We start from the raw sequence: 21,268 nt of genomic DNA, 5'->3' as shown, positions 1-21,268 counted from the left end.
ATGAGTGACGCAGTTGACTTCGAGGATTATCTGAAGTCGTTGGGACGGTTGACCTCTCACGTCGACCCCACCGCCTCCACGCCGGAGGCCGAGCGGATCGTGGAGGCCACCGGGAGTCTCGGCGGTCTCCTCGACACCGACATCACCGGACTCGCCGCGTGGGTACGCGACAATCCCAACGACGTCCCGGTGCTCGGGCTCGCGGTCGGATTGTCGCAGGAGAAGCTCAAGAACGCGTTGCGCGACCGGTTCGACACCAGCGGCTGGCACGGACTGGCACGCACCCAGCCCGTCGACCTGGTGACCTGGCTCGACGCGGAATTCGACCTCGTCCGGATGCTCCGCACCCAGCTGGAACGCACCTACACCTTCGCCGACATCCTCGTGGCGCGCGCCGGAACCCGTGCCACCGCGACCCGTGCCGGCGCGTCGGGCCGTCGTATCGAGGACGAGATCGAGGACATCGCACGCGATCTCGGCCTCGACTACACGACGCGATCGCGATTCGTCGGCCGCAACGGACGCACCGCCCCCGCCGACCTCATCGTGGGCGATCCGAACTCCGCCGACATCGTGGTGGCCGCCAAGGGATTCGACTCGACCGGCTCGAAGCTCACCGACGCCGTGCGCGAGATCGAGGAGATGGCCGAGGTCCGTCTCCCGACGCAGCTCGTGCTCGCGGTGATCGACGGAATCGGCTGGAAATCACGGCAATCCGACCTCCGACGCATCCACCAGCTCTGGGCCACCCGCCAGATCGACGGCATGTACACCCTCGTCACGCTCGACCAGTTCCGCACCGACGTGGCCGAGTTCGCGAGGTTGCGACGATTGATCAGCTGAGGAGCGGCAGTCGCACCCAGAAGGTCGCGCCCTCGCCGGACGTCGACTCGACGCCGACCCGTCCGCCGTGCGCTTCGACCAGCGCGGCAACGATGGACAGCCCCAGACCGTTTCCGCCGCCGGAACCCCGGTGGCGTGACTGGTCGCCACGGTAGAACCGCTCGAAGACGTGTTGCGCATCCTCTGCGGTCAGCCCCGGTCCGGTGTCGGCGACCCTCAGCACCGCCTCCAACGTGCCGCCGGAGTCGGCCTCGACCGACACCCCGACCGTGATCGACGCCTCGGCCGACGTGTGGTTGATCGCGTTGCCGATCAGGTTGCGGAGCACCTGCAGCAGCCGCGGCCCGTCGCCGGAGACCAGCGGCGGATGGTCACCGGTCGTCACCTCGAGCCGGATGTCGCGTTCGGGCGCGCCGACGCGCGCGGACGCGACGGCCTCGGCGGCCAGGCCGAGCAGGTCGACGGGTGCCGTCGCGAGGGGGCGCTGCGCGTCGAGGCGTGCCAGCATCAGCAGGTCCTCGACGAGCAGGTTCATCCGACCGGCCTCGTCGTTGATCCGGCGCATCGCATCGGAGACGTCGGAGACCCCGCCCTGCGAATACAGTTCGGCGAAGCCCTTGATCGACGTCAACGGAGTGCGGAGTTCGTGGCTCGCGTCGGCGACGAAGCGCCGCATCTCCTCCTCGGAGGCGCGGGCTTGACGCTCCGACGCCGCGGTGGTCGCGAAGGCCTGCTGGATCTGGCCGAGCATGGTGTTCAGCGAAACCGACAGACTGCCGACCTCGGTGTTGGGAGCCGCCAACGGAACTCGACGCGTGAGGTCGCCCGCCGCGATCGCGTGTGCGGTCTCCTCGACCCTGCGCAGGGGCCGGAGACTGGTCCGCACGAGCAGATAGCTGAGCAACCCGATGAGGACCACGACGATGGCACCGATGGCGAACTGCAACCAGATGAGCCGACTGATCGTGGCGTCGATGTCGGTCATCGGGGTGGCCACGGTCGTCGTGCCGAACATGTTGCTGCGCTTGATCACCCGCCAGCGTGGTCCGTGCGGCTCCACCGATCCGACGGTGACCGGGCCGACGTTGTCGCCGGTGACCCCGTCGAGGTTCGGCGCATGGTCGAACTGGTTGTAGACGTTGGTCGCCGAGATGCCGGCCGGACCCCGGAAAGTCGACTCCACGTAGTACGGCGACGGCGGACGACGCGGCCCCGGCGGGCCGGGACGCGGATCGTTGGCCGGCGAGCGTGGATCGGCCCACGTGCGCGTGGCGTTCACGAGACCCTCGTCCGTGCGCGAGATCAGGTCCTGCCGCATCGACGACGTGACCGCCACTCCCGAGGCCAGCAACCCGACGACCACGAGCGCAAGCGTGAGAGCGACCAGGGAGAGCCGCAGTGGCACACCGCGCCTGCGGACTTCGGACGCAGCCATCAGTCGCGCGGCTCGCGCATCACATAGCCGACGCCGCGCAGGGTGTGGATGAGGCGCCGCTCGCCGTTGTCGAGTTTGCGACGCAGGTAGGAGACATAGGACTCCACGACGTTGACCTCGCCGCCGAAGTCGTAGTTCCAGACGTGGTCGAGGATGCGGTGTTTGGACAGCACCGTCCCCGCGTTGACCATGAAGTACCGCAGCAAGGTGAACTCGGTCGGCGAGAGCTGGACCGGTTGCCCCGCCTTGAAGACCTCGTGCGTCTCGTCGTCGAGTTCGATGTCGGCGAAGGTGATCCGGGACGAGGACTGCTCCGCTTCGCCGAAACCACTGCGGCGCAGCAACACCTGCAACCGGGCGACGACCTCTTCGAGGCTGAACGGCTTGGTGACGTAGTCGTCACCGCCGATCGTCAGGCCGTTGACCTTGTCCTCGACCGAGTCGCGGGCCGACAGGAACAGGGCGGGCGCCTCGACCCCGTCCGCGCGGAGACGGCGCAGCAGTCCGAAACCGTCCATGCCCGGCATCATCACGTCGAGGATCAGCACGTCGGGCTTGCGGCTCCGGCACCTGTCGATCGCCGCCGGTCCGTCGGCGGCCGTCTCGACGTCGTATCCCTGGAACTTCAGCGACACCGACAGCAGCTCGCGGATGTTCTCCTCGTCGTCGACGACGAGCACCTTCGCGCCTCGGGTTGCGTCGTCCTGGGCCGGTCTGGTCACTCTTCCACTGTTCCAGAGGGGCCTGGGACCTCACTGTCCGGACACTGGGAGGTTCCTGTGAGTGCCGACCTGCGGTTCGATCGGTGAAACCTCACGCGGTGGGATCTCCGTAGGCGGCGGCGATGGCCTCCGAGTCACGCCAGCGCGAGTACGTGGGGCTCTGGGGCCAGCCGTCGGGTGAGTCCTGCCATTCCTCCTGACGCCCCCACGGGAGGACGTCGAGAAGCCCGAACGTGAACCCGAGCTGCTCGGTGCCGCGGCCGGTCGTGTGCCACGTGCGGTAGACCTTGTCACCGTCGCGGAGGAAGACGTTGATCGCGAATCCCTCGCCGGGCCCCGCGCCGACGTCGGCGGAGAACGTCGTGCCCGCCGACGAGTACCAGTCCATGCGGTTACCGACGCGCTTCTTGTAGGCAAGGGCCTCCTCGATCGGGCCGTGGGTGATGATCACGAACCGGGCGTCGTAGTCGGCCAGGTAGTCGAGTCGACTGAACTGCGTCGTGTACCCGGTGCACCCCGGGCACTGATAGGTCTCGCCGGGAGACCACATGTGGTTGTAGACGATCAGCTGGGAGCGCCCGTCGAAGACGTCCACGAGACGGATCGGCCCGTCGGGTCCGGTCAGGGTGTGGTCGGGCATCTCGACCATCGGCAGCCGCCGCCGCTGCGCCGCGATCGCGTCGAGTTCGCGCGTGGCCGCCTTCTCGCGGACCCGCAGTTCCGCGAGGGCCTTCGCCCAGGTGTCGTGGTCGGTCACGGGTGGGAGTTGATCGCTCATCGCGGCGCCTTTCGATCGATACGGGTGTTCTGCAGAGACAGACCGCGACTCGGAGCCCAACTCATCGCCTCGACTCAACGCCGCCGCATGTACGGCGCGGCGTACCCGATCTTCATGGAGCCGCCGCCGAGCCACGCCGCGAGCTCCTCGGCCCGCGCGCCGAGTTTCCTCCGGGCGTCGGCGGGCAGGGGCTCGAGCGGGTGGATCGCGATCGAGTTGTCATCCCGGCGATACCAGCCGCCGACGATCCGGCCGTCCCACCACGCGGTCTGGCCGCCGTTGCCGACGGAGTCGAAGATCTCGGGACCGTGATCGCCGAGGTAGAAGCCGCGCTCCTTGAACCCCATCGTGGTGGGGTCGAGTTCGGGCAGCAGAACCGCCTGCGGTTCGCAGTCCTGGTCGCCGGCCTCGTCATCGGCCTCGCCGGGGAGGTCGTCGGGCAGCACGTGTCCGACGCCGCCGCCGTCCAGTTCGGCCTCGACGGTGCCGAGGTCGGCGAGGGCGGCTCGCACCGCGGTCTTGGTGGAACCGAGCCACCACACGAGATCGGTCTCGGTCCCCGGTCCATAGGTGCGCAGCCAGCGTTGGACGAGCGCCCGGTGGCCGTCGTGCACACTCGGCGCGTCCGGGGTCTCGCCGAGCCACACCTTCATCGACGTCCACGCCGGACGGGACAGGTGCCAGTCGAATCGGTTGGGTCCGCGGACGATGTCTCCGGAAGCGTCGAGCATGTTCAGCACTCGCGGTCCGAAATGACTCTTCCCCGCCCACGACTTGCCCTCGCCGAAGGTGATCGAGCCCTCCAGGACGGGCAGCCGGGCGCGGAGCTCGGTCGACGTGAGCGATTCACCGCCGGCGAGTTCGGTGAGGACCGCGTCCCGCGCGGTCTCGATCCAGCCCTCCGGGTCGTCGACGTCGGGACTGCGGCGGAGATCGCGAAGCATGTTGGTGCGCTCGGAGGCCGAGATCCGGGGCCCGAGCGCACCGATCGCCTCGGCGAGGACGTCGCGGGGGAAGGCGAAGAGGGTCCGGCGCATCGCGAGGTGTTTGACGAGGGTCCGGTCGTCGTAGAGCGCGGTGTCGATGTCGGCGCGGGCCAGACCGTCGACGCGCGCCCACGCGGACAGGTAGACCGTCGACGGGGTGGTGGCGTGGAGACCGACCATCGTCGCGGCAACGTCGACGGCGGACCCTGCTCGCGACGCGGCGTCGAGGTGCATGCGGCGCATCAGCCGGGACCGGCGCGTGGTGTCGGTGATCCGGGGGCGCACTGGCATGCCGCGATCCTAGTGAGCCGACGAGGCGGTTGAAGCCGGGAGAGGAAGAGGGGAAGCGGGTGCCGGCTCCGGCCGACCCCCATCGACCCGGTGTTCCGGCACCCGCCCGGTTGCGTGGGCCGGACGACACACAGCCCCCGACGGGCAGTGCCTGAGAACACCTCCGTGTGTCCTGCGACCAACGCATCCTTACGCTCCCGACCCCCGTCAGGAACGCCCACCCAGGAGACCCCACCCCGCGTCCGGAGTACAGCCCCGTTCCGGATCGAGGGGCGAACACCGAGGTCAGGCGGCAAACGGACTATCCGGACCGGACACATCCGAATCCGGATCCGGACGTGTCCGTCGCCACCTTTGCCCTCCGACGGTGGCGCACCGGGGTCACCTGTCGCATGATGGATCGGTCGATCAGTCGTGCGGTCTGAGCGTGGAGTCGGGTGAGTGGATTTTGGTGAAGCGCTCGCGCGCCTTTTCGTGCAAGCGGGGCGCCCTACCCTCCGGGCGTCGGCGGCCCGGGCCAAGGTCTCCGCGCAACGGATCAGCGACTGGCGCAACGGCCGCCATCTCCCCCGCGACTTCGCGACCGTCGAGCCTCTCCTCGTCTGGCTGACATCCCGCGCGGTGGCCGCAGGCGTCACCGACGTCCTCACGATTCCCCGGTGGAAAGAACTGTGGGACAGCCATCTGAGCCAGGACGCGCCCGGGACCCCGGAGCCGCCCGCCCAGCACGCCCGCCCCTACGCCGGACTGGCGACCCTCACCGCCGCCGACAGTGAGCTCTACTTCGGACGCGACGACCTCGTCGGCACGCTTGTCGACACGATCCTCGCCGCCGGCTCGGAGTCCGCGCCACTGTCGCCGGCCTCCCGGCTCGTCGTCGTCACCGGGGTGTCGGGGTCGGGCAAGTCGTCGTTGCTGCGTGCCGGTCTGGCCCGCGATCCGCGGATCTCGACCCCGCGTCTCGCCGAGATCATCCCGGACGGTCTCTCCATCGCGCCGCCGGTCGACGGCGAGAACGACGCGGTCATCGTCATCGACCAGTTCGAGAACGTCTTCTCGCTCGAAGACGAACTGCGGGCGACGACGATGCGCGAGGTCGAGGAACTCGCCGCCGACACCGTCGTGGTGGTCGGCATACGCGCGGACTTCTTCAGCCAGTGTGTGAAGTACCCGGTGCTGGCGGATGCCTGGCAGCACCGCTGCGTGATCGTCTCGGAGATGACGCGTACCCAGCTCCGCGAGGTCATCACCGCCCCGGTTCGCCTCGCCGGCGGACGCATCGAAGAGGGCCTCGCCGACGTGATGATCACCGACCTCTATGAGGCGTCGACGGTCGGTGACCGCGCCGGCCGGCTGCCGCTGCTGGCCCACGTCCTGCAGGCGACCTGGGCACGCCGCTCCGGCAACCGCATGACGCTGTCCGGGTATCGCGCGACCGGCGGCATCGCACGCGCCGTCGCGGACACCGCGGAAGCCGCCTGGGAGGCCATCGCCCCTGAACATCGCGACCTCGCCCGCGCGGTCCTGCTGTCGCTGGTCCACGTCGGTCCCGCCGGGATCGCGCTGCGGGTGCCGTTGTCGACCTCGACCATCGGCAGCCGCTTTCCTCCCGAGGTCTCGACCGTCATCGACGAGTTCGCGCAGGCCCGATTGCTGACGGTGTCCGCGGAGTCGGTGATGCTCGTGCACGACGTGGTGCTGACCGCGTGGCCGCGACTCGCCACGTGGATCGCCGACGACTCCGACACCCACGTCTGGTGGCAGCAACTCGACGCCGACACCCAGTCGTGGGTGGCCAACGGCCGCAGCCGCTCGTTCCTCTACACCGGTTCGCGACTCGACGACGCCAAGAGCCACCGCGAAGCACTGCGCAGCAACTACGTCCACCTGCAGAGCCGGGAGAACGACGAGTTCCTCGACTCAGCGGTCGCGATGCAGCGACGCCGCCGGTTGCTGCAACTGGGCGCCGTCTCGGTCATCGTGATCCTCGCGATCGCGGCATCGATCATCGCGGTCTTCGGGTTCCGGCAGGCGCACGACCTGCGACAACAGCGCAACGCCGCCGAACGCGCGGCCCTGCTGTCCCACATCGACAGCATGGAGCACTCCAACCCGTCGCTGGCCGCGCGTCTCCTGCTCGTCGCCCATCAGCTCTACCCCGACGATCCGACGGTCGTCGGTCATCTGCGTGGCGCGGCCACCAGCCCGCTCGCGACGCAGGTCACCGGCCATACCGGACCGGTCTACGACCTGGCGTTCGACCGGACGGGCCGCTATCTCGCCTCGGCGAGCGGCGACCGCACGGTCCGCGTCTGGGAGAGCACCGACGCCACCCCGCAGTATCGCGAGGTGGCGACCCTGCACGGTTTCGGCAACTACGTCACCTCCACCGCCTTCCACCCCAACCGACCGTTGCTGGCCTCCTCGAGCGGTGACGGTGCGGTCCGGATGTGGGACCTCTCCGATCCCCGCCGGCCGGCGCTGCGGGAGACCGCATCACTCGGCCGCGGCACCGTCTACATGGCCCGCTTCTCCGCGGACGGGCGGACACTCGCCGCGTCGTCGGACGACGGTTCGATCACCGTGTTCGCGGTGTCGCCGACGGGGACCCTGCTCCAGACCGCCGTGCTCCGGGGCCACAGCGCCGCCGCACGAACACTGTCCTTCAGCCCCGACGGGCGGCTGCTCGCGAGCGGCGGGGACGACCGCGTCGTGCGGCTGTGGACCACCGGACCGGACCCCGCGCCGCTCGGCGAACCCGTCACCGGGTTCCCCAGCATCACGCACGCGGTCGCGTTCAGTCCCGACAGCCGCTCCCTGGCCGTCACCGGCGACAGCCCGAACGCGCAGCTCTGGGATGTGAGCAAGCCGCTGTCCCCGCGGCCGCTCAGCACCTCTCTCCCGACCGCGACCGCGGGCTCCTGGTCCATCGCCTTCGACCCGACCGGTTCGCAGGTCGCCTCGGCCCGCGCCGACGGCATGGTGCGGGTCTGGAACACGACCAACCCGGCTTCACCCACGGCCCAGTGGGCGCTGCAGACCGCATCGGAGCAAGGGTCGGTCCGCACCTTCTCGGCCACCTTCGACCCGACCGGTGACCGCCTGGTGTCCGGGCGTTCCGACGGGACGATCGACGTCTGGTCGTTGCCGGACCGTTCGGTCCCCGACCGCGGCGGCACGATCAGCGGGGTGGCCACCGATCCGGCGCAGCGCATCCTCGCGACCGTCGGCTCGGACACCACCCTGAACGTGTGGACCCTCGACGACGGCGAGATGTCGTTGCGCTCCCGCACTCCCATCCAGCGTCGGGTCAACGACCACCCGCGAGTCTCGGTGAACGAACGCGGCACCCTCGCGGCGACGGCCAACAACAACGGCGGCCTCGTGGAACTGTGGGACATCGGCGACCCGGACGCCCCGCGGGCCGCCGCCCGGTTGCCCGTCTCGACGCGGTACTCGTTCCCGGTCGCCTTCGCACCCACCGGCGATGTCCTCGCGACCGGCGACACCGACACCACGATCGCGCTGTGGAACACCGCCGATCCCACCTCGCCGAGGCGGATCGGCGCATCCCTGCGCGGTCCCGCCGACCTCATCCGCAGTGTCGCCTTCAGCCCCGACGGCACCCGCGTCGCGGTGACCTCCGACGACAAGCGGGTGTACCTCTACGACCTGGAGTCCGGGAACCCCGACCCGGTGACGGTGATCTCCGATGACGCTCCCGTCACGCAGGCGGCCTTCGACGACGGCGGAGAGGTCCTCGTCGTGGCGGCCCGTGACCTGTCCACCTGGCGACTGCCGGCGACGCACACCGACGGTGAACCCGAACTGATCGACCGCCACGAGGACATGTTCGCCAACACGCTGTCGATGTCGCCCAACCGGATCGCCGTCGGTACTTCCACGCACGACCTGATCAGCTTCGCGCTCGCCGACGACGGCACGCTCGGTGATCGACAGGCGGTGGGAACACTGCTCGACTCCACCGACACCACCACGACGTGGCAGGTGCCGGTCCGGCTCCCCGCCGACGACGAGATCATCGCCGGTGGCGACACCACCGGCAACGTCTACGTGCACACCCTGGACGTGCCCGACGCCCGCGAATGGATCTGCGGGACCTCGACTCCCATGACCGAGGAACAACGGTCGACGTACCTGCCCCGCGCCTACCTCCGAAGCGATTGCGACGCAACGGTCAGCGGAAGCTGAGCACCTCGTCGCCCCACGCCTCCCAGAGGTCGCCGTCGAGGTTCTGGACCACCCGGTCCTCGGCGTCGATGCGCAACACCGGACGGCGGCCGGTGTCGTAGGTCGGCCACTCGTCGCCGGGTGATCCGGTATCGGGTGCGCGACCGTGCGCGAACGATGTCCACCGGCGGATCAACCTCTGCGACACGGCTTCTCCGTGCTTGCGTCCGCCGAGCAGGAAGGTGATGTCGCGCGGACCCGAACCCAGGTTCCCCCACACGTAGGGCACCTCGGTGGCATGTGCGGCACCGAGACCCAGCAGCCGGAACATCCTGGTGGTCCAGTCGTAGCGGTACACGTAGACAGGAGCCCGGCGGGCGTGGGCGTCGGCGAGCCACAGCGTCGGCATGCGGAACGCGACGTCGCGGGCCACGCCGAGCCCGGTGACCTTGGGACGCAGGCCCGAGTACGCCGAAAGCACCTGTGCGCGTTCGGGTAACACGATGTCGGGGTACTCCTCGCGCATGCCGGCGAACATCCGCTCGATCTCCTCGGCGGTGATCGGCATGAGCGGCGACTTCATGTACTTGAAGAGGTTCGCCTCGTCGCGGTTGGTCCCGATGATCAGCGGTACGGGCAGTGCCCGGCCGTTACGGATGACGTCGAGGGGATGGTCGGGCAGCAGGTCGCCGTCGACGACCGGCGCGAAGGCGATGGTGCCGGGAGATTCGGTGGGCACCTTCTCGAACAGCTCGGTGGTGAGCGTCGAACACCGTGCGGCGTCGAGGGATTCGAGTCGTTTCACCACTTCCGCCGAGTCGCCCGGGTCCTCGATCCCGGCGGCGTCGAGCAACATGCGCGCGACGCGGGCGGCCCGGTCGGAGCCGTACATCGACGTCACCGGGGAACTCTGGGCGATGGCCCGGCCGAACATCCCCTCGGCCGCGGGCACCGTCAGCAGCGCGGTGACGAGGCCGGCGCCCGCCGACTCGCCGAACACTGTCACCTTGTCGGGGTCTCCGCCGAAGGCCGAGATGTGGTCGCGGACCCATGCCAGCGCGGTGAGGACGTCGCTGAGCCCGACGTTCGACTCGAAGCGGGGATCGATCGACGAGAGGTCGGCGAACCCGAGGACACCGAGCCGGTAGTTCAGCGTCACGATCACCACGTCGCCGGTGGAGGCGAGCGCCGCGCCGTCGTAGTAGGGCTGACTGCCGGAGCCGAGTACGTATGCCCCGCCGTGGAGCCAGACCATGACCGGCAGTGCGACAGCGTCGTGTGCGTGTGTCGAGGCACCCGGCGGCGTCCACACGTTGAGGTAGAGACAGTCCTCGTCCATCACGACATCCGGACCGAGCCGGACCGCGGGATTGAGTTCCTGGGGGCAGACGGCCCCGAAGGAGGAGGCGTCGATGACGGTGTCGGAGCTTCCGTCGCCGTCGGCAGCGCCACGGTTGGGGAGCAACGGCTGGGCGCGACGCCATCTCAGTTCACCCAGCGGAGGTCTCGCGTACCGGATGCCGCGCCACACGTCGGCGCGCTCACCGGCGATTCCGCGGTAGGTGCCGAGGGCGGTACGCGCGAGCGGGTCCGCGGCCGATGATGCCGAGGCCGCCTCGGCCACGGCCGAGGTACCCGGTTCGTCGTGTTCCATCCATACATCGTGCACCGAGAACCCGTTTCCGGGCACGCGTTCCCCGCGGCGGGAATGTCGGGCACCGGCTGGGTAGAGTACGGCCATGGATGTACTACGCAACGTCGTAATTCTGCTGCACATCGTCGGCTTCGCCGTGACGTTCGGTGCCTGGTTCTCACAGGTGGTCGCCCGCGAGTTCCGCTTCACCCGGGCCATGGACTACGGCATCCTGCTCTCGCTGCTCACCGGCCTGGCACTGGCGGCACCGTGGCCCGCCGGAATCGATCTCAACTACCCGAAGATCGGCATCAAGCTGGTGATCCTGCTCGTGCTCGGCGCGATCCTGGGCATCGGCAGTGCCCGTCAGAAGCGCACCGGCGAACCGGTTCCGCGGGCGCTGTTCTGGACGGCCGGCGCCTTGTCGCTGCTCGCTGCCGGACTCGCCGTCATCTGGTGACCATCTCCAGGCGATAGACACACATCGTCGGTTCGGGCCGGACGGTGACCAGGTCGTGATTCGTCTTCTCGGCGGGACGGCCGAATGCGCCGACATGGGTGATGACCCGAAAGGACACCACCCGGTCGCCGTCCGGTGTGTGCGCGACGATCTGACCGATCGAGGATTCCTTGACCTCGGACCCGGCGCCCGAGTGCCGCAACTGCTCGACCAGCCCCAGCAGGGCCACCGCCGCGACGAAACCCACCAGCCACCACCTCGTGCGGCGTCGGTGTCGGTGTCGCGCAGGCGGGCGGGGCCATCGACTCTCGGGTCCGGTGTGACCGTTCGTCATCTGGCTCCCCCCGCGGGCCGGGGCCCTCGTGGAGCCCCCTGTCAGGATTGAACTGACGACCGCTCGCTTACAAGGCGAGTGCTCTACCACTGAGCTAAGGAGGCGTGCGTGCGCGAGTATAGCCACCGCGCATGCGCCTGCCCCAGCGGACCCGGTCAGCCCGGGATCGCGGCGACCGCCTCGATCTCCACCAGCTGGTCGTCGTAGGCGAGGACCGAGACGCCGAGCAGACTGCCGGCCGGCTTGTGATCGCCGAAGGCCGCCGTCACCGCATCCCAGGCGACCACGAGGTCGGCCTGCAGGTGTTCGGCGACGAAGACGGTCACCTTGGCGACGTCGGACAACGACGCCCCGGCCTCGGCCAGCGCCGCCTCCAGGTTCACCATGCACTGCCGTGCCTGTTCGCTGACGTTCCCCGGGGCGACGGTGGCGCCCTGTTCGTCGATCGGCGCGGCACCCGCGGTGAAGACGAGACTGCCGGGGGCCACTGCCGCACTGCGGGTGTGACCGTCGAGGGGACCGTTGATCTGCACTGATGACATGCCGCGATCCTAGAGGGCGGCGGGCACGCCGCACGCAGCGTGACATCGGCCGTGTCCGGGTAGTTCACATCTGAGATCGATTCGGTGCCAAGATCGAAGCGGCAGTCACCGATGATCGACGACTCCCGACCGAACGCGAATGCTCGACTGACAAAGGAGGCATGGGTGCGCGAGTTCCTCGGCCGCGCGCTTCGTCGACTCACCGGAACCCGGCAGGCGACGATCGACACGATCGAGCCCGGCAGCATCATGGTGTCGCCGCGCAAGCCGATCGAACCGTTCGACGTCGCGGCGATCACCGAGGTCCTCGACCTCGCCACCAAGATCGGCGCCGTGCTGCTCGACTCCGGTACCGGTGCGATCGACACGCAGACCCAGATCAAGTTCGTCGCAGGTGTTTACGGCCTCGAGGACGTGGACGTCGACGTCACCTACAACACGATCGTCGTCAGCGCACGTCGCGGCGCGACGCTCCCGCCCATCACCACGATGGAGCAGGTCTACTACCGCTCGATGGACTTCACCCGGCTCGCCCAGGTGGATCGGCTCGTCCGGCGCATCCGCGACTCCGGCATCACGCCCTCGACCGCTCACCGCATGGTCGACGAAATCATCACCGCCCCACACCCGTACCCGCACTGGGTCGCGACGGTCGCCTGGGGCGCGATGGCGTCGGGCATCTCCGTCCTGCTCGGTGGCCAGTACCTGGTCGCCGCGCTGGCCTTCGTCACCACGGTCGCCATCGTCCTGGTCAACCGGAACCTCAACCGGATCGGTACGCCCGTCTTCTTCCAACAGCTCTCCGGCGGATTCATCGCCGTCGTCCCCGCGGCCCTCGTCTTCGGCGCGGCCGAGAGACTCGGCGTGGAGATCGCACCCTCACAGGTCATCGCCGCGGGCATCGTCGTCCTGCTCTCGGGGCTGTCGCTCGTCGGTTCGGTGCAGGACGCCATCACCGGCGCCCCGATCACCGGCGTCGCCCGGTTCTTCGAACTCCTGCTCATGACCGGCGGCATCATCGCCGGCGTCGGTATCGCCATCCGACTGCTCGAGGCGGGCGGCATCTTCCTGCCCACGATCACCACCTCGACCAGCTTCGAGGCGGTCGAGTTGCCGGTACGGGTGGCCGCGGGCGCCGTCGCCGCCTGCGCCTACGCACTGGCCAGTTACGCCGAGACACGCGCGCTCGGCGTCGCCTTCCTCGGCGGCCTGATCGGCACCGCGGTCGCGGCGTCGGCAACCTTCACCTCGATCGGCGACGTCATCGCCAACGGTCTCGCCGCGGCCTTCGTCGGCCTGGTCGGCGGCCTCCTGGCCCGTCGTGCGCTGACGCCGCCGCTCGTCGTCGCGGTCGCCGGCATCACCCCGCTCCTCCCGGGTCTCGCGGTCTACCGCGGCCTGTACGGCATCCTCAGCGAACAGACGCTCAGCGGCTTCACCTGGATCGCCAACGCCCTCGCCATCGGCTGCGCGCTCGCGGCCGGCGTCACCCTCGGTGAGTTCGTCGCCCGGTCGCTGCGCCGCCCCCAGCTAGCTCCGCGACCCAACTGGAGTCTGCGGCGTCGACTCCTCGCCCAGCGCGAGGCACGCGAGGGCCGGGCGATCCGTCAGAACCGTCGTTGGCCGCCGCCACCGCGGCGGTTCTGAGCACCCCCGCGACCCGGGTAGAATGGCGAATCGGGCGCGCCACCCATCGGCCGCTCCAGCCCGCACGGCCTCGAGCCACACCGCGACACCGCACGCACTACGAGGGGACTCACATGCCCGCGAAGACCACCGACATCGCCGACGAAGAACTGGAACCGGTAGCCGACGAGACCGCCAATTCGGCGCGACGCGTCGTGGCCGCCTACGCCACCGACGCCGACGAATGCCGGATGCTGCTCGCAATGCTGGGGATCGCACCGGGCGAGAACGCCTGATCCGGTGACGCCGCGACCGGCTGGAACCGGGACCGACCCCATCCGAGACAACGCGTCCGGAGAGGGGCCGAACCGGGCTGCCCCGCACGATGGCGCAGAGTTCGTCGTCGTCGCCAACCGTCTCCCCGTCGACAAGGAGATCCTGCCCGACGGCACGATCAACTGGAAGCGGAGTCCCGGCGGTCTCGTGACCGCCCTCGAACCGATCCTGCGCGCCAACACCGGCGCCTGGGTCGGATGGTCGGGTATCCCCGATTCCGACGACAATCCCCCGGACATCGAGGGCATCGACATCCACGCGGTGCCGCTGTCCACCCAGGAGATCGCCGAATACTACGAGGGCTTCTCCAACGCCACCCTGTGGCCGCTGTATCACGACGTGATCGTCAAACCCGAGTACCACCGCGAATGGTGGAACACCTACGTCGAGGTGAACCGTCGGTTCGCCGAGGCCGCGTCGCGGGCGGCCGGCGAGGGTGCTGTCGTGTGGGTGCAGGATTACCAGCTGCAGCTGGTCCCGAAGATGCTGCGCATGCTGCGGCCGGACGTGAAGATCGGCTTCTTCCTGCACATCCCGTTCCCGCCGGTGGAACTGTTCATGCAGATGCCGTGGCGGACCGAGATCGTCGAAGGCCTCCTGGGCGCCGACCTGATCGGGTTCCACCTCCCTGGCGGCGCACAGAACTTCCTCTTCCTCGCCCGCCGGCTGGCCGGCCAGGCCACCAGCAAGGGCACCGTCGGCGTCCGCTCCCGCTTCGGCGTGGTGCAGGTCGGTTTCCGCACGGTGCGCGTGGGCGCGTTCCCCATCTCGATCGACTCCGGCGAACTCGCGGCCAAGGCCAAGACCAAGAAGATCCGTGACCGGGCCGCCGAGATCCGCCGGGAACTCGGCAATCCCAAGACGATCATGCTCGGCATCGACCGGCTCGACTACACCAAGGGCATCGACGTCCGCCTCAAGGCGATCTCGGAGTTGCTCGACGAGGAACGGCTCGACGCTTCCGAGACGGTGATGATCCAGCTCGCCACGCCGAGCCGCGAACGCGTCGAGAGCTACAAGCGGATGCGAGCCGGGATCGAGCAGCTGGTCGGCAACATCAACGGCAACCACAGCCACACGGTGAGCCGCCCGGTCGTCCAGTATCTGCACCGTCCGGTGCCGCGCGACGAGCTGATCGCCTTCTTCGTGGCCGCCGACGTGATGCTGGTGACCCCGCTGCGCGACGGCATGAACCTCGTGGCCAAGGAGTACGTCGCCTGCCGCAGCGATCTCGGCGGCGCTCTGGTTCTCAGCGAATTCACCGGTGCCGCAGCCGAACTGCGCTCGGCATATCAGGCCAATCCCTACGACCTCGACGGAGTCAAGGACGCCATCGAGGCCGCGGTGAACCAAAGCGAACACGAGGGCCGCCGCCGCATGCGGGCACTGCGTCGTCAGGTGCTCACCCACGACGTCGACAAGTGGGCACGCAGCTTCCTCGGCACGCTCAGCGAGAACTCCGAGACCGAGTTGGAACCCAACCGTGGTGTGCACCTGGTCGAAGACTCCCTCGACAACACATGAGCGACAACGGGATTCCCGTGGACCTGCGGGCCGCTCTCGGCGCGGCCGCACGTGCTCGTCGGCTGCTGGTCGCGTCGGATTACGACGGATGCGTGTCGCCGATCGTGTCGCGCCCGGAGGACGCGGTCCCGAACCCGGCGTCGATCACCGCACTCGAAGTGGCCGCAGCACTGCCCGACACCGAGGTCGCGGTCATCTCGGGTCGTGAACTCGCCGTGCTCGCAAGCCTTTCCGGCCTGGGTGCACCGGTGACGCTGGTCGGGAGCCACGGCAGCGAGTTCGACACCGGGTTCGCGGTCGAGGTGACCGACGCCGCACGCGCCCTGCTCGTCCGGATCGTCGACGAACTGCGTGACATCTCGGCTCGTTTCCCGGGTTCGACGGTCGAGACCAAACCGGCGAGCGCCGTGTTGCATGTGCGCAACGCCGATCCCGACGACGCCGTGACGGCACTCGAAGGCGCGCGGACCGGCCCCGGCTCCTGGGACGGCGTGCATTCCACCGAGGGCAAGAGCGTGCTCGAACTCGCGGTCATCGAGACCAGCAAGGGGCACGCGCTCGACACCCTGCGGGTACGGCTCGACTGCGACGTAGTCATCTACCTCGGCGACGACGTGACCGACGAGAAAGCCTTCGCACACCTGCGGCCCGAGGCCGGCGACATCGGCATCAAGGTCGGCGACGGTGCCACCGCAGCCGGATTCCGCATCGAGGACACCGACGACGTCGCAGCCGTCCTCGACTACGTGGCCACCGAACGCCGAGCCGCGCTCGACGCCTGAGCCGGTTCAGCCGATCATGACCCGGGCGGTCGAGTCGTCGTAGGGCAGCGCACCGCGAACGGTCGCGGTCACCTCGTAGTTGTTGAGCGTGATCGTGCCGCGGTGGTTGTCGAGGAATGCGGTGTCCGCGGCGTCGCGCCCGGTGGCGATCCGCACGAGCGATTGCCGCGGCGCCAGACGCGTCGCGTCGACGACCACCCATTCGCCGTCGATGATCGCCTCGGCGACGGCGTGGAAGTCCATCGGGGAGCACCCCGGCGCGTATACGGCGACGAGCCGGGCGGGGATGTTCAGCGCCCGCAGGAGCGCCACGACGAGATGCGCGTAGTCGCGGCACACACCCGCCCCGGCGAGCAGGGCGTCGACCGCACCGTCGATGGGATCGCTCGCCCCGGGCAGGTAGTTGAGCCGATGCTCGACGAAGGCCACCACCTGGTTGAGGAGCTCCTCTTCGGGCAGCGACAGATTGAACTGGCCGGCCACGAATCCGAAGAACTTGTCGCACTCGGCGTATCGGCTGGGGCGCAGGTATCGCGACCGGTCGGTGCTCTCCACCGGGATCGGGTCCGCGGGGGTGAGGATCTCGGCGGTGTAGTCGATCGTCAGCAGTCCGCGGTCGAGCTGCATCCGGTGGATTCGCGATCCGTGATCGGCGACGAGCTCCTCCACGGCGACCGGACTGCCGCCCAGCTCGATCTTGAGTTCCTCCTGCAGTTGCAGGCCGGGCAGCTTCGCCACCGTGATCTGCATCTCGAGTTCGGTCGGGTCGTCGATGCTCACCTCGAGTCGGGCGGACACATCGCGGGGCAGGGTCATGTCCCCACCGTAGGTGATGACTTCCCGCCCGGCACATACGGCGGTGCCGCACGCGAACGACATGCCGTTTCAGAGTGTGGCGACAGCGGCGATCGGATCGGCGTAGATGACGCTGAGGGCGACCACGACCGCGGCGCTCTCCTGAACGTGCACACCGAATCTCGACGGCGCGATCTCCAGCGGCCGGTCGAGCGTCGACGCCTCGTCGAACGACGCCTGCACCGGGGCAAGTCCGTGCGGGTGCGCTGAGAACGCGTCGCCGGCGACGACGATCGTGTCCGGGTTGATCACGTCGCGGATCATCGCGACCGCCTCCCCGAGGACCCGCGCGCGTTCGTCGACGATGCGCGACGAGTCCGGATCGATGCCGAGGCGGTGGGCTGCCGCCTGTGCGGCGGCGTCGCCGATGACGTTCTGCAGCCGCACCCGGGTGTGTCCCGGGGCGAGCACCGGCGCGGACACGGGCAGATGCGCGATGGTCCCGGCCCCTCGCTCGGGGACGTGGACCCGGCCTTCGAGAGTCATTGCCATACCGGCGGTCTCGCGTGCGTAGAAGAACAGTCCGGTGCCTGATTCGTCGCGCGATCCGGCCAGCAGGAGTTCCGCGGCGGCCATCGCCTCCACGTGCTCACACACCGACACCGGGGTGTCGAGTCGGTCCGCAAGGGTTTCGCCCACCGGAAGTTGGTGCCACCCGAGAACCCGGTGATCCACCACACCCGTCTCCGCGTCCACCGCACCGCCGAGCGCCACACCGCCCCACAGCAGACGGCGTCCGCCGAACCGGCCGGCGAGTTCGGCGAGCTGCGTGCACAGTTGCTCGATCGCCTCCTGGTGGTCACCCGACGGGGTGAGCACGGCATGGCTGTGCAGGGTGCGTCCACCGAGATCCGCGATGACCAGGACCGCGCGCCGCGCACCGATGTGCAGTCCCGCGACGCACAGCGAATCCCGGTCGATGGTCAGCGGGTTCTTCGGCCTGCCAATGGTTTTCGGCCCCACGAGATCGGGACGTTCGGTGATGAGACCGTGGGCGGCGAGCGCATGGACCTGACGGTTGATCGTCGCGGCGGACAGCCCGGTCGTCGAGGCGAGCTGATCCCTGGTCACCGGCCCACCGACCCGGATCGCGTGCAACACCGCGGCCGCCGGAGTGGACGTCAGTTGCAGCGCCGCCGGGATCACTCCCCCACGCATGGGACGAATGTAGCAGTGCGCGAGTGCACGCCGAGGCTTCCGGCGGTGTCATGGGCGAGGTTGGCACGCATCGTAAGGTGGGCCCATGAGCCCTGACACCGCCACCGACGCCACCGCCCAGACCACCGACCAGCGACCGATCGCCGTCGTCACCGGCGCGAGTTCCGGGATCGGTGCCGCCACTGCTCGCCAACTGGCGGAGCAGGGCTACCACGTGGTGCTCGGCGCACGACGCGTCGATCGCGTCGAGGCGCTCGCCGCCGAGATCGGAGGAACCGGAAAGCAGCTCGACGTCACCGACGAGGACTCGGTCGCCGCGTTCGTCGAAGGCCTGGACCGCGTGAACGTGCTCGTGAACAACGCCGGCGGCGCCAAGGGCCTCGACCCGGTGTCCACCGCGAACCTCGACGACTGGCGCTGGATGTGGGAGACCAACGTCCTGGGCAGCCTGCGGATCACGAAGGCCCTCCTCCCCGCACTGATCGCATCCGGGGACGGACTGATCGTCGCGATCACCTCGATCGCAGCGCTGGAGGCCTACGACAACGGCTCCGGCTACACCTCGGCCAAGCACGCCCAGGCGGTCACCCACCGCACTCTGCGATACGAACTCCTCGGCAAGCCGGTGCGTCTCACCGAGATCTGCCCGGGCATGGTCGAGACCGACTTCTCCCTCGTGCGGTTCGAGGGCGACAAGGAACGCGCTGACGCCGTCTACCAGGGCCTGACCCCGCTGACCGCGGATGACGTCGCCGAGGTCGTCGGCTTCGTCGCGTCACGGCCGCCGCACGTGAACCTCGACCAGATCGTCCTCATGCCGCGCGATCAGGCGTCGGCTCGCCGGAACATCAAGACCGGCTAGCGGGGTGCGGGAACGTTGGAGGTCGGGGCGCCGCTCGGCGTCGCCGGCACCGACGACTCCGTCACCTCACCCTTGATCGCCGACATGCCCTGCCAGGTCTCCCAGTCGAAGATCCAGTCGTAGATGTCACCGTCGGCCTCCGACAACGGGATTCGCGTACCCGAGACCTCGACCGGGTCACCGTAGACGGCCACCCGGAAGTAACGTTCGGCGTCGGCCTCGGACAGGTTGATGCACCCGTTGGTGACGTTCGCCGTGCCCTGGACGTTGACCGTCTCGGGGTTGGCGTGGATGAACTCGCCGTTGTTGGAGATGCGCACGGCCCAGCGTTCCCGGATGTTGAAGTAACCGGCCGCCGGGTTGCTCATGAAGAACTCTTCGTACTTCTCGGTGACCACGTGGATGCCGGAACGGGTGACGTTGCGGTCGAGGTCGCCGCCGCCGTAGCTGCAGGGCAACGACATCAGTTCGACGCCGTCACGCAGCACGTCGATGCGGTGCGAGGACTCGACGGCCCTCACGACCTGCGCGCGGCCGATTGAGAAGTCGCTCGTCACGTCCGCGGCCCCAAAGGCGCCGCCACCGTGATCGAGGCCGTACAGCTTGGCGTCCATGTGGACTCTGGTGCCGGGTGCCCAGTACTCGCGGGGACGCCAGTGGACACGTGAACCGTTGTCCTCGCCGAGCCACGCCCACGACCCCTCGGTGGGCGGCGTGGTCGTGACGGTGAGCGCCCGCTCCACCGCTTCCTTGTCCTCGACGGTTCCGTTGAACTTCAGGATGATCGGCGCGGCGATACCAACCTCCTGACCATCGCCGATGTTGACCACGACGTTCAGCTGGCTCGACGGTTCGAGGGTGGTGAAGCTCCCGGCGACCGGCTCGGTCTTGCCGTCGGTCCCGATGGCCGTCCCGCTCCAGGTGTATTCGGTGCCGTATCCCAGGGGCTCGGCGATGGTGTAGCTCGTCCGGTCCTCCGACAATCGCCCGTTCACCACCCGCCCACGGGGGTTCGTCAGCTTCACGTCCGGGTTGAGCGTGCCGCCCTCGGCCTGCACGCCGATCTCGGCGATCGGACTGGGCGCCTCACCGTCGAGCGGAGGGGTGAAGGTCAGTTGGACCTTCGGCTCGGCAGGTTTGTCGTCGCCCGGGCCGGAACCGGAACCCGTACACGCCGCGATCGCGACCCCGAGTACGCCGACCCCGGCCGCGGCGAGCACAGCACGTCGGTTCACCGGGGCCTGAGAAGTCATCACCCGAACAAGCCTACCGATCTGCGGTTGTCGTTCGCGGAGCTGACGACTCACGGTTGCGGATCGTCGGCGGCGGTCGTCGCGGACGGCATGTGGGCGCGCTCGCCCGCGTGGTCCATGATCGACAGCACCTCGGCCGGGCCGTCGTGAGCGCAGATCGCATGCGGGATCATGGTCGAGAATTCCGCCGCATCCCCCTCCGGGACGATGATCGCGCGGTCGCCGAGCAGGAGCCGCACCGTCCCGGAAAGCACCGTGAACCATTCCCGACCGGGGTGAACCCGCAGGTCCCCGAGCGGTTGTTCACGCTCGAAGCGCATCTTCGCGACCGTCACCCCCTGCGGGCTGTTCTCCCGGGACAGCAGCCATATCGTCATCCCCTCGGCGGTGTGCGGCTGGGGACGGATCACGACGTCGGTGTCATCGGCGGGTTCCACGAGCTGATCCAGTGTCGTTCCCAGCGCCCGTGCGATCGGGACCAGCTGGTCCAGCGCGACCCGGCGGTGACCGGTCTCGATACGGCTCAGCGTCGACGGGGAGAGGTAGCACCGCGCGGCCAACGCATCGAGGGTCCAGCCCTTGGCCAGCCGGAGACCACGAATGCGCTGCCGGACCACCGCGTCGAGTTCTTGCGTCATAGGCAAGAATATATGCCCA

General features: G+C 69.0%; 19 protein-coding genes and 1 tRNA gene. 8 read left to right on the top strand and 12 right to left on the bottom strand.

Annotated elements, in window-relative coordinates:
* Positions 1–843 (top strand): hypothetical protein, encoded by an 843-nt coding sequence (locus PWF70_RS03560; protein ID WP_035751999.1) that lies wholly within the window; start codon positions 1–3, stop codon positions 841–843.
* On the opposite strand, the gene PWF70_RS03555 is transcribed toward PWF70_RS03560, so the two are convergent.
* From PWF70_RS03555 to PWF70_RS03540, 4 genes are all read right to left on the bottom strand, one after another.
* The gene (locus tag PWF70_RS03555) at positions 836–2,278 is read right to left on the bottom strand and encodes a sensor histidine kinase (protein ID WP_006358372.1); all 1,443 of its coding nucleotides are present in this window, start codon (positions 2,276–2,278) and stop codon (positions 836–838) included. The two genes, PWF70_RS03560 and PWF70_RS03555, sit on opposite strands and share 8 nt — an antisense overlap.
* Positions 2,278–3,000 (bottom strand): response regulator transcription factor, encoded by a 723-nt coding sequence (locus PWF70_RS03550; protein WP_280088814.1) that lies wholly within the window; start codon positions 2,998–3,000, stop codon positions 2,278–2,280. The genes PWF70_RS03555 and PWF70_RS03550 overlap by 1 nt, the downstream gene beginning before the upstream one ends.
* A 91-nt stretch (positions 3,001–3,091) precedes the next feature.
* Positions 3,092–3,778 (bottom strand): DUF899 domain-containing protein, encoded by a 687-nt coding sequence (locus PWF70_RS03545; RefSeq protein WP_075862795.1) that lies wholly within the window; start codon positions 3,776–3,778, stop codon positions 3,092–3,094.
* 74 nt (positions 3,779–3,852) lie between these two features.
* A complete protein-coding gene (locus PWF70_RS03540) occupies positions 3,853–5,055 on the bottom strand; it encodes a winged helix DNA-binding domain-containing protein (protein ID WP_279939904.1) in 1,203 nt (400 codons plus the stop codon).
* A 441-nt stretch (positions 5,056–5,496) separates the two neighbouring features.
* Here PWF70_RS03540 and PWF70_RS03535 point away from each other — a divergent pair, with 441 nt between their 5' ends.
* Positions 5,497–9,267, top strand: a complete 3,771-nt coding sequence (locus tag PWF70_RS03535; protein ID WP_286352830.1) for an nSTAND1 domain-containing NTPase — start codon at positions 5,497–5,499, stop codon at positions 9,265–9,267.
* Here PWF70_RS03535 and PWF70_RS03530 read toward each other — a convergent pair.
* A complete protein-coding gene (locus tag PWF70_RS03530) occupies positions 9,254–10,900 on the bottom strand; it encodes a carboxylesterase/lipase family protein (RefSeq protein WP_196222025.1) in 1,647 nt (548 codons plus the stop codon). The genes PWF70_RS03535 and PWF70_RS03530 overlap by 14 nt on opposite strands.
* Before the next feature lie 85 nt (positions 10,901–10,985).
* Between PWF70_RS03530 and PWF70_RS03525 the strand changes: the two genes are divergently transcribed.
* Positions 10,986–11,339, top strand: a complete 354-nt coding sequence (locus PWF70_RS03525) for a hypothetical protein (protein WP_035752012.1) — start codon at positions 10,986–10,988, stop codon at positions 11,337–11,339.
* Here PWF70_RS03525 and PWF70_RS03520 read toward each other — a convergent pair.
* The 3 genes from PWF70_RS03520 to PWF70_RS03510 form a co-directional block, all read right to left on the bottom strand.
* Positions 11,329–11,586 (bottom strand): hypothetical protein, encoded by a 258-nt coding sequence (locus PWF70_RS03520; protein WP_006358364.1) that lies wholly within the window; start codon positions 11,584–11,586, stop codon positions 11,329–11,331. The genes PWF70_RS03525 and PWF70_RS03520 overlap by 11 nt on opposite strands.
* 116 nt (positions 11,587–11,702) lie before the next feature.
* Positions 11,703–11,777 (bottom strand) — tRNA-Thr (locus PWF70_RS03515).
* A gap of 51 nt (positions 11,778–11,828) precedes the next feature.
* Entirely contained in the window at positions 11,829–12,215 is a 387-nt protein-coding gene (locus PWF70_RS03510; RefSeq protein WP_035752015.1) for a RidA family protein, read from the bottom strand.
* Positions 12,216–12,380: 165 nt separating this feature from the next.
* Between PWF70_RS03510 and PWF70_RS03505 the strand changes: the two genes are divergently transcribed.
* The 4 genes from PWF70_RS03505 to otsB all read left to right on the top strand — a co-directional run bounded on the left by PWF70_RS03505 (position 12,381) and on the right by otsB (position 16,483).
* Entirely contained in the window at positions 12,381–13,862 is a 1,482-nt protein-coding gene (locus tag PWF70_RS03505) for a threonine/serine exporter family protein (RefSeq protein ID WP_035752109.1), read from the top strand.
* Positions 13,863–13,975: 113 nt separating this feature from the next.
* Positions 13,976–14,137, top strand: coding sequence for a hypothetical protein (locus tag PWF70_RS03500; RefSeq protein WP_005200235.1), 162 nt, complete (start codon positions 13,976–13,978; stop codon positions 14,135–14,137).
* 4 nt (positions 14,138–14,141) lie between these two features.
* A complete protein-coding gene (locus PWF70_RS03495; protein ID WP_005200237.1) occupies positions 14,142–15,701 on the top strand; it encodes an alpha,alpha-trehalose-phosphate synthase (UDP-forming) in 1,560 nt (519 codons plus the stop codon).
* Positions 15,698–16,483, top strand: coding sequence for a trehalose-phosphatase (gene otsB / locus PWF70_RS03490; protein ID WP_005200239.1), 786 nt, complete (start codon positions 15,698–15,700; stop codon positions 16,481–16,483). Before PWF70_RS03495 ends, otsB begins: the two co-directional genes overlap by 4 nt.
* Positions 16,484–16,489: 6 nt before the next feature.
* On the opposite strand, the gene PWF70_RS03485 is transcribed toward otsB, so the two are convergent.
* On the bottom strand, positions 16,490–17,299 hold the full coding sequence (locus PWF70_RS03485; RefSeq protein WP_035752111.1) for a transglutaminase-like domain-containing protein: 810 nt from the start codon (positions 17,297–17,299) through the stop codon (positions 16,490–16,492).
* A 69-nt stretch (positions 17,300–17,368) separates the two neighbouring features.
* Positions 17,369–18,496, bottom strand: a complete 1,128-nt coding sequence (locus tag PWF70_RS03480; RefSeq protein WP_035752017.1) for an ROK family transcriptional regulator — start codon at positions 18,494–18,496, stop codon at positions 17,369–17,371.
* Between the two features lie 85 nt (positions 18,497–18,581).
* Between PWF70_RS03480 and PWF70_RS03475 the strand changes: the two genes are divergently transcribed.
* Entirely contained in the window at positions 18,582–19,358 is a 777-nt protein-coding gene (locus PWF70_RS03475) for an SDR family NAD(P)-dependent oxidoreductase (protein ID WP_035752019.1), read from the top strand.
* On the opposite strand, the gene PWF70_RS03470 is transcribed toward PWF70_RS03475, so the two are convergent.
* Together PWF70_RS03470 and PWF70_RS03465 are read right to left on the bottom strand one after the other, a co-directional pair.
* The gene (locus PWF70_RS03470; RefSeq protein ID WP_035752020.1) at positions 19,355–20,611 is read right to left on the bottom strand and encodes a L,D-transpeptidase; all 1,257 of its coding nucleotides are present in this window, start codon (positions 20,609–20,611) and stop codon (positions 19,355–19,357) included. The two genes, PWF70_RS03475 and PWF70_RS03470, sit on opposite strands and share 4 nt — an antisense overlap.
* A 50-nt stretch (positions 20,612–20,661) precedes the next feature.
* Positions 20,662–21,249, bottom strand: a complete 588-nt coding sequence (locus PWF70_RS03465; RefSeq protein ID WP_005200248.1) for a helix-turn-helix domain-containing protein — start codon at positions 21,247–21,249, stop codon at positions 20,662–20,664.
* Positions 21,250–21,268 lie beyond the last annotated feature (19 nt).

The sequence above is a fragment of the Gordonia sp. Swx-4 genome (assembly GCF_030316175.1).
GTDB classification, from domain to species: Bacteria; Actinomycetota; Actinomycetes; order Mycobacteriales; family Mycobacteriaceae; genus Gordonia; species Gordonia alkanivorans.
This window is presented reverse-complemented; position numbering and strand designations above follow the sequence as displayed.

Coding starts and splice junctions, on each gene's coding strand:
- PWF70_RS03560 (WP_035751999.1), top strand. CDS start 1: ATGAGTGACGCAGTTGACTTCGAGGATTATCTGAAGTCGTTGGGACGG.
- PWF70_RS03555 (WP_006358372.1), bottom strand. CDS start 2,278: ATGGCTGCGTCCGAAGTCCGCAGGCGCGGTGTGCCACTGCGGCTCTCC.
- PWF70_RS03545 (WP_075862795.1), bottom strand. CDS start 3,778: ATGAGCGATCAACTCCCACCCGTGACCGACCACGACACCTGGGCGAAG.
- PWF70_RS03540 (WP_279939904.1), bottom strand. CDS start 5,055: ATGCCAGTGCGCCCCCGGATCACCGACACCACGCGCCGGTCCCGGCTG.
- PWF70_RS03530 (WP_196222025.1), bottom strand. CDS start 10,900: ATGGAACACGACGAACCGGGTACCTCGGCCGTGGCCGAGGCGGCCTCG.
- PWF70_RS03525 (WP_035752012.1), top strand. CDS start 10,986: ATGGATGTACTACGCAACGTCGTAATTCTGCTGCACATCGTCGGCTTC.
- PWF70_RS03510 (WP_035752015.1), bottom strand. CDS start 12,215: ATGTCATCAGTGCAGATCAACGGTCCCCTCGACGGTCACACCCGCAGT.
- PWF70_RS03500 (WP_005200235.1), top strand. CDS start 13,976: ATGCCCGCGAAGACCACCGACATCGCCGACGAAGAACTGGAACCGGTA.
- otsB (WP_005200239.1), top strand. CDS start 15,698: ATGAGCGACAACGGGATTCCCGTGGACCTGCGGGCCGCTCTCGGCGCG.
- PWF70_RS03485 (WP_035752111.1), bottom strand. CDS start 17,299: ATGACCCTGCCCCGCGATGTGTCCGCCCGACTCGAGGTGAGCATCGAC.
- PWF70_RS03480 (WP_035752017.1), bottom strand. CDS start 18,496: ATGCGTGGGGGAGTGATCCCGGCGGCGCTGCAACTGACGTCCACTCCG.
- PWF70_RS03475 (WP_035752019.1), top strand. CDS start 18,582: ATGAGCCCTGACACCGCCACCGACGCCACCGCCCAGACCACCGACCAG.
- PWF70_RS03470 (WP_035752020.1), bottom strand. CDS start 20,611: ATGACTTCTCAGGCCCCGGTGAACCGACGTGCTGTGCTCGCCGCGGCC.
- PWF70_RS03465 (WP_005200248.1), bottom strand. CDS start 21,249: ATGACGCAAGAACTCGACGCGGTGGTCCGGCAGCGCATTCGTGGTCTC.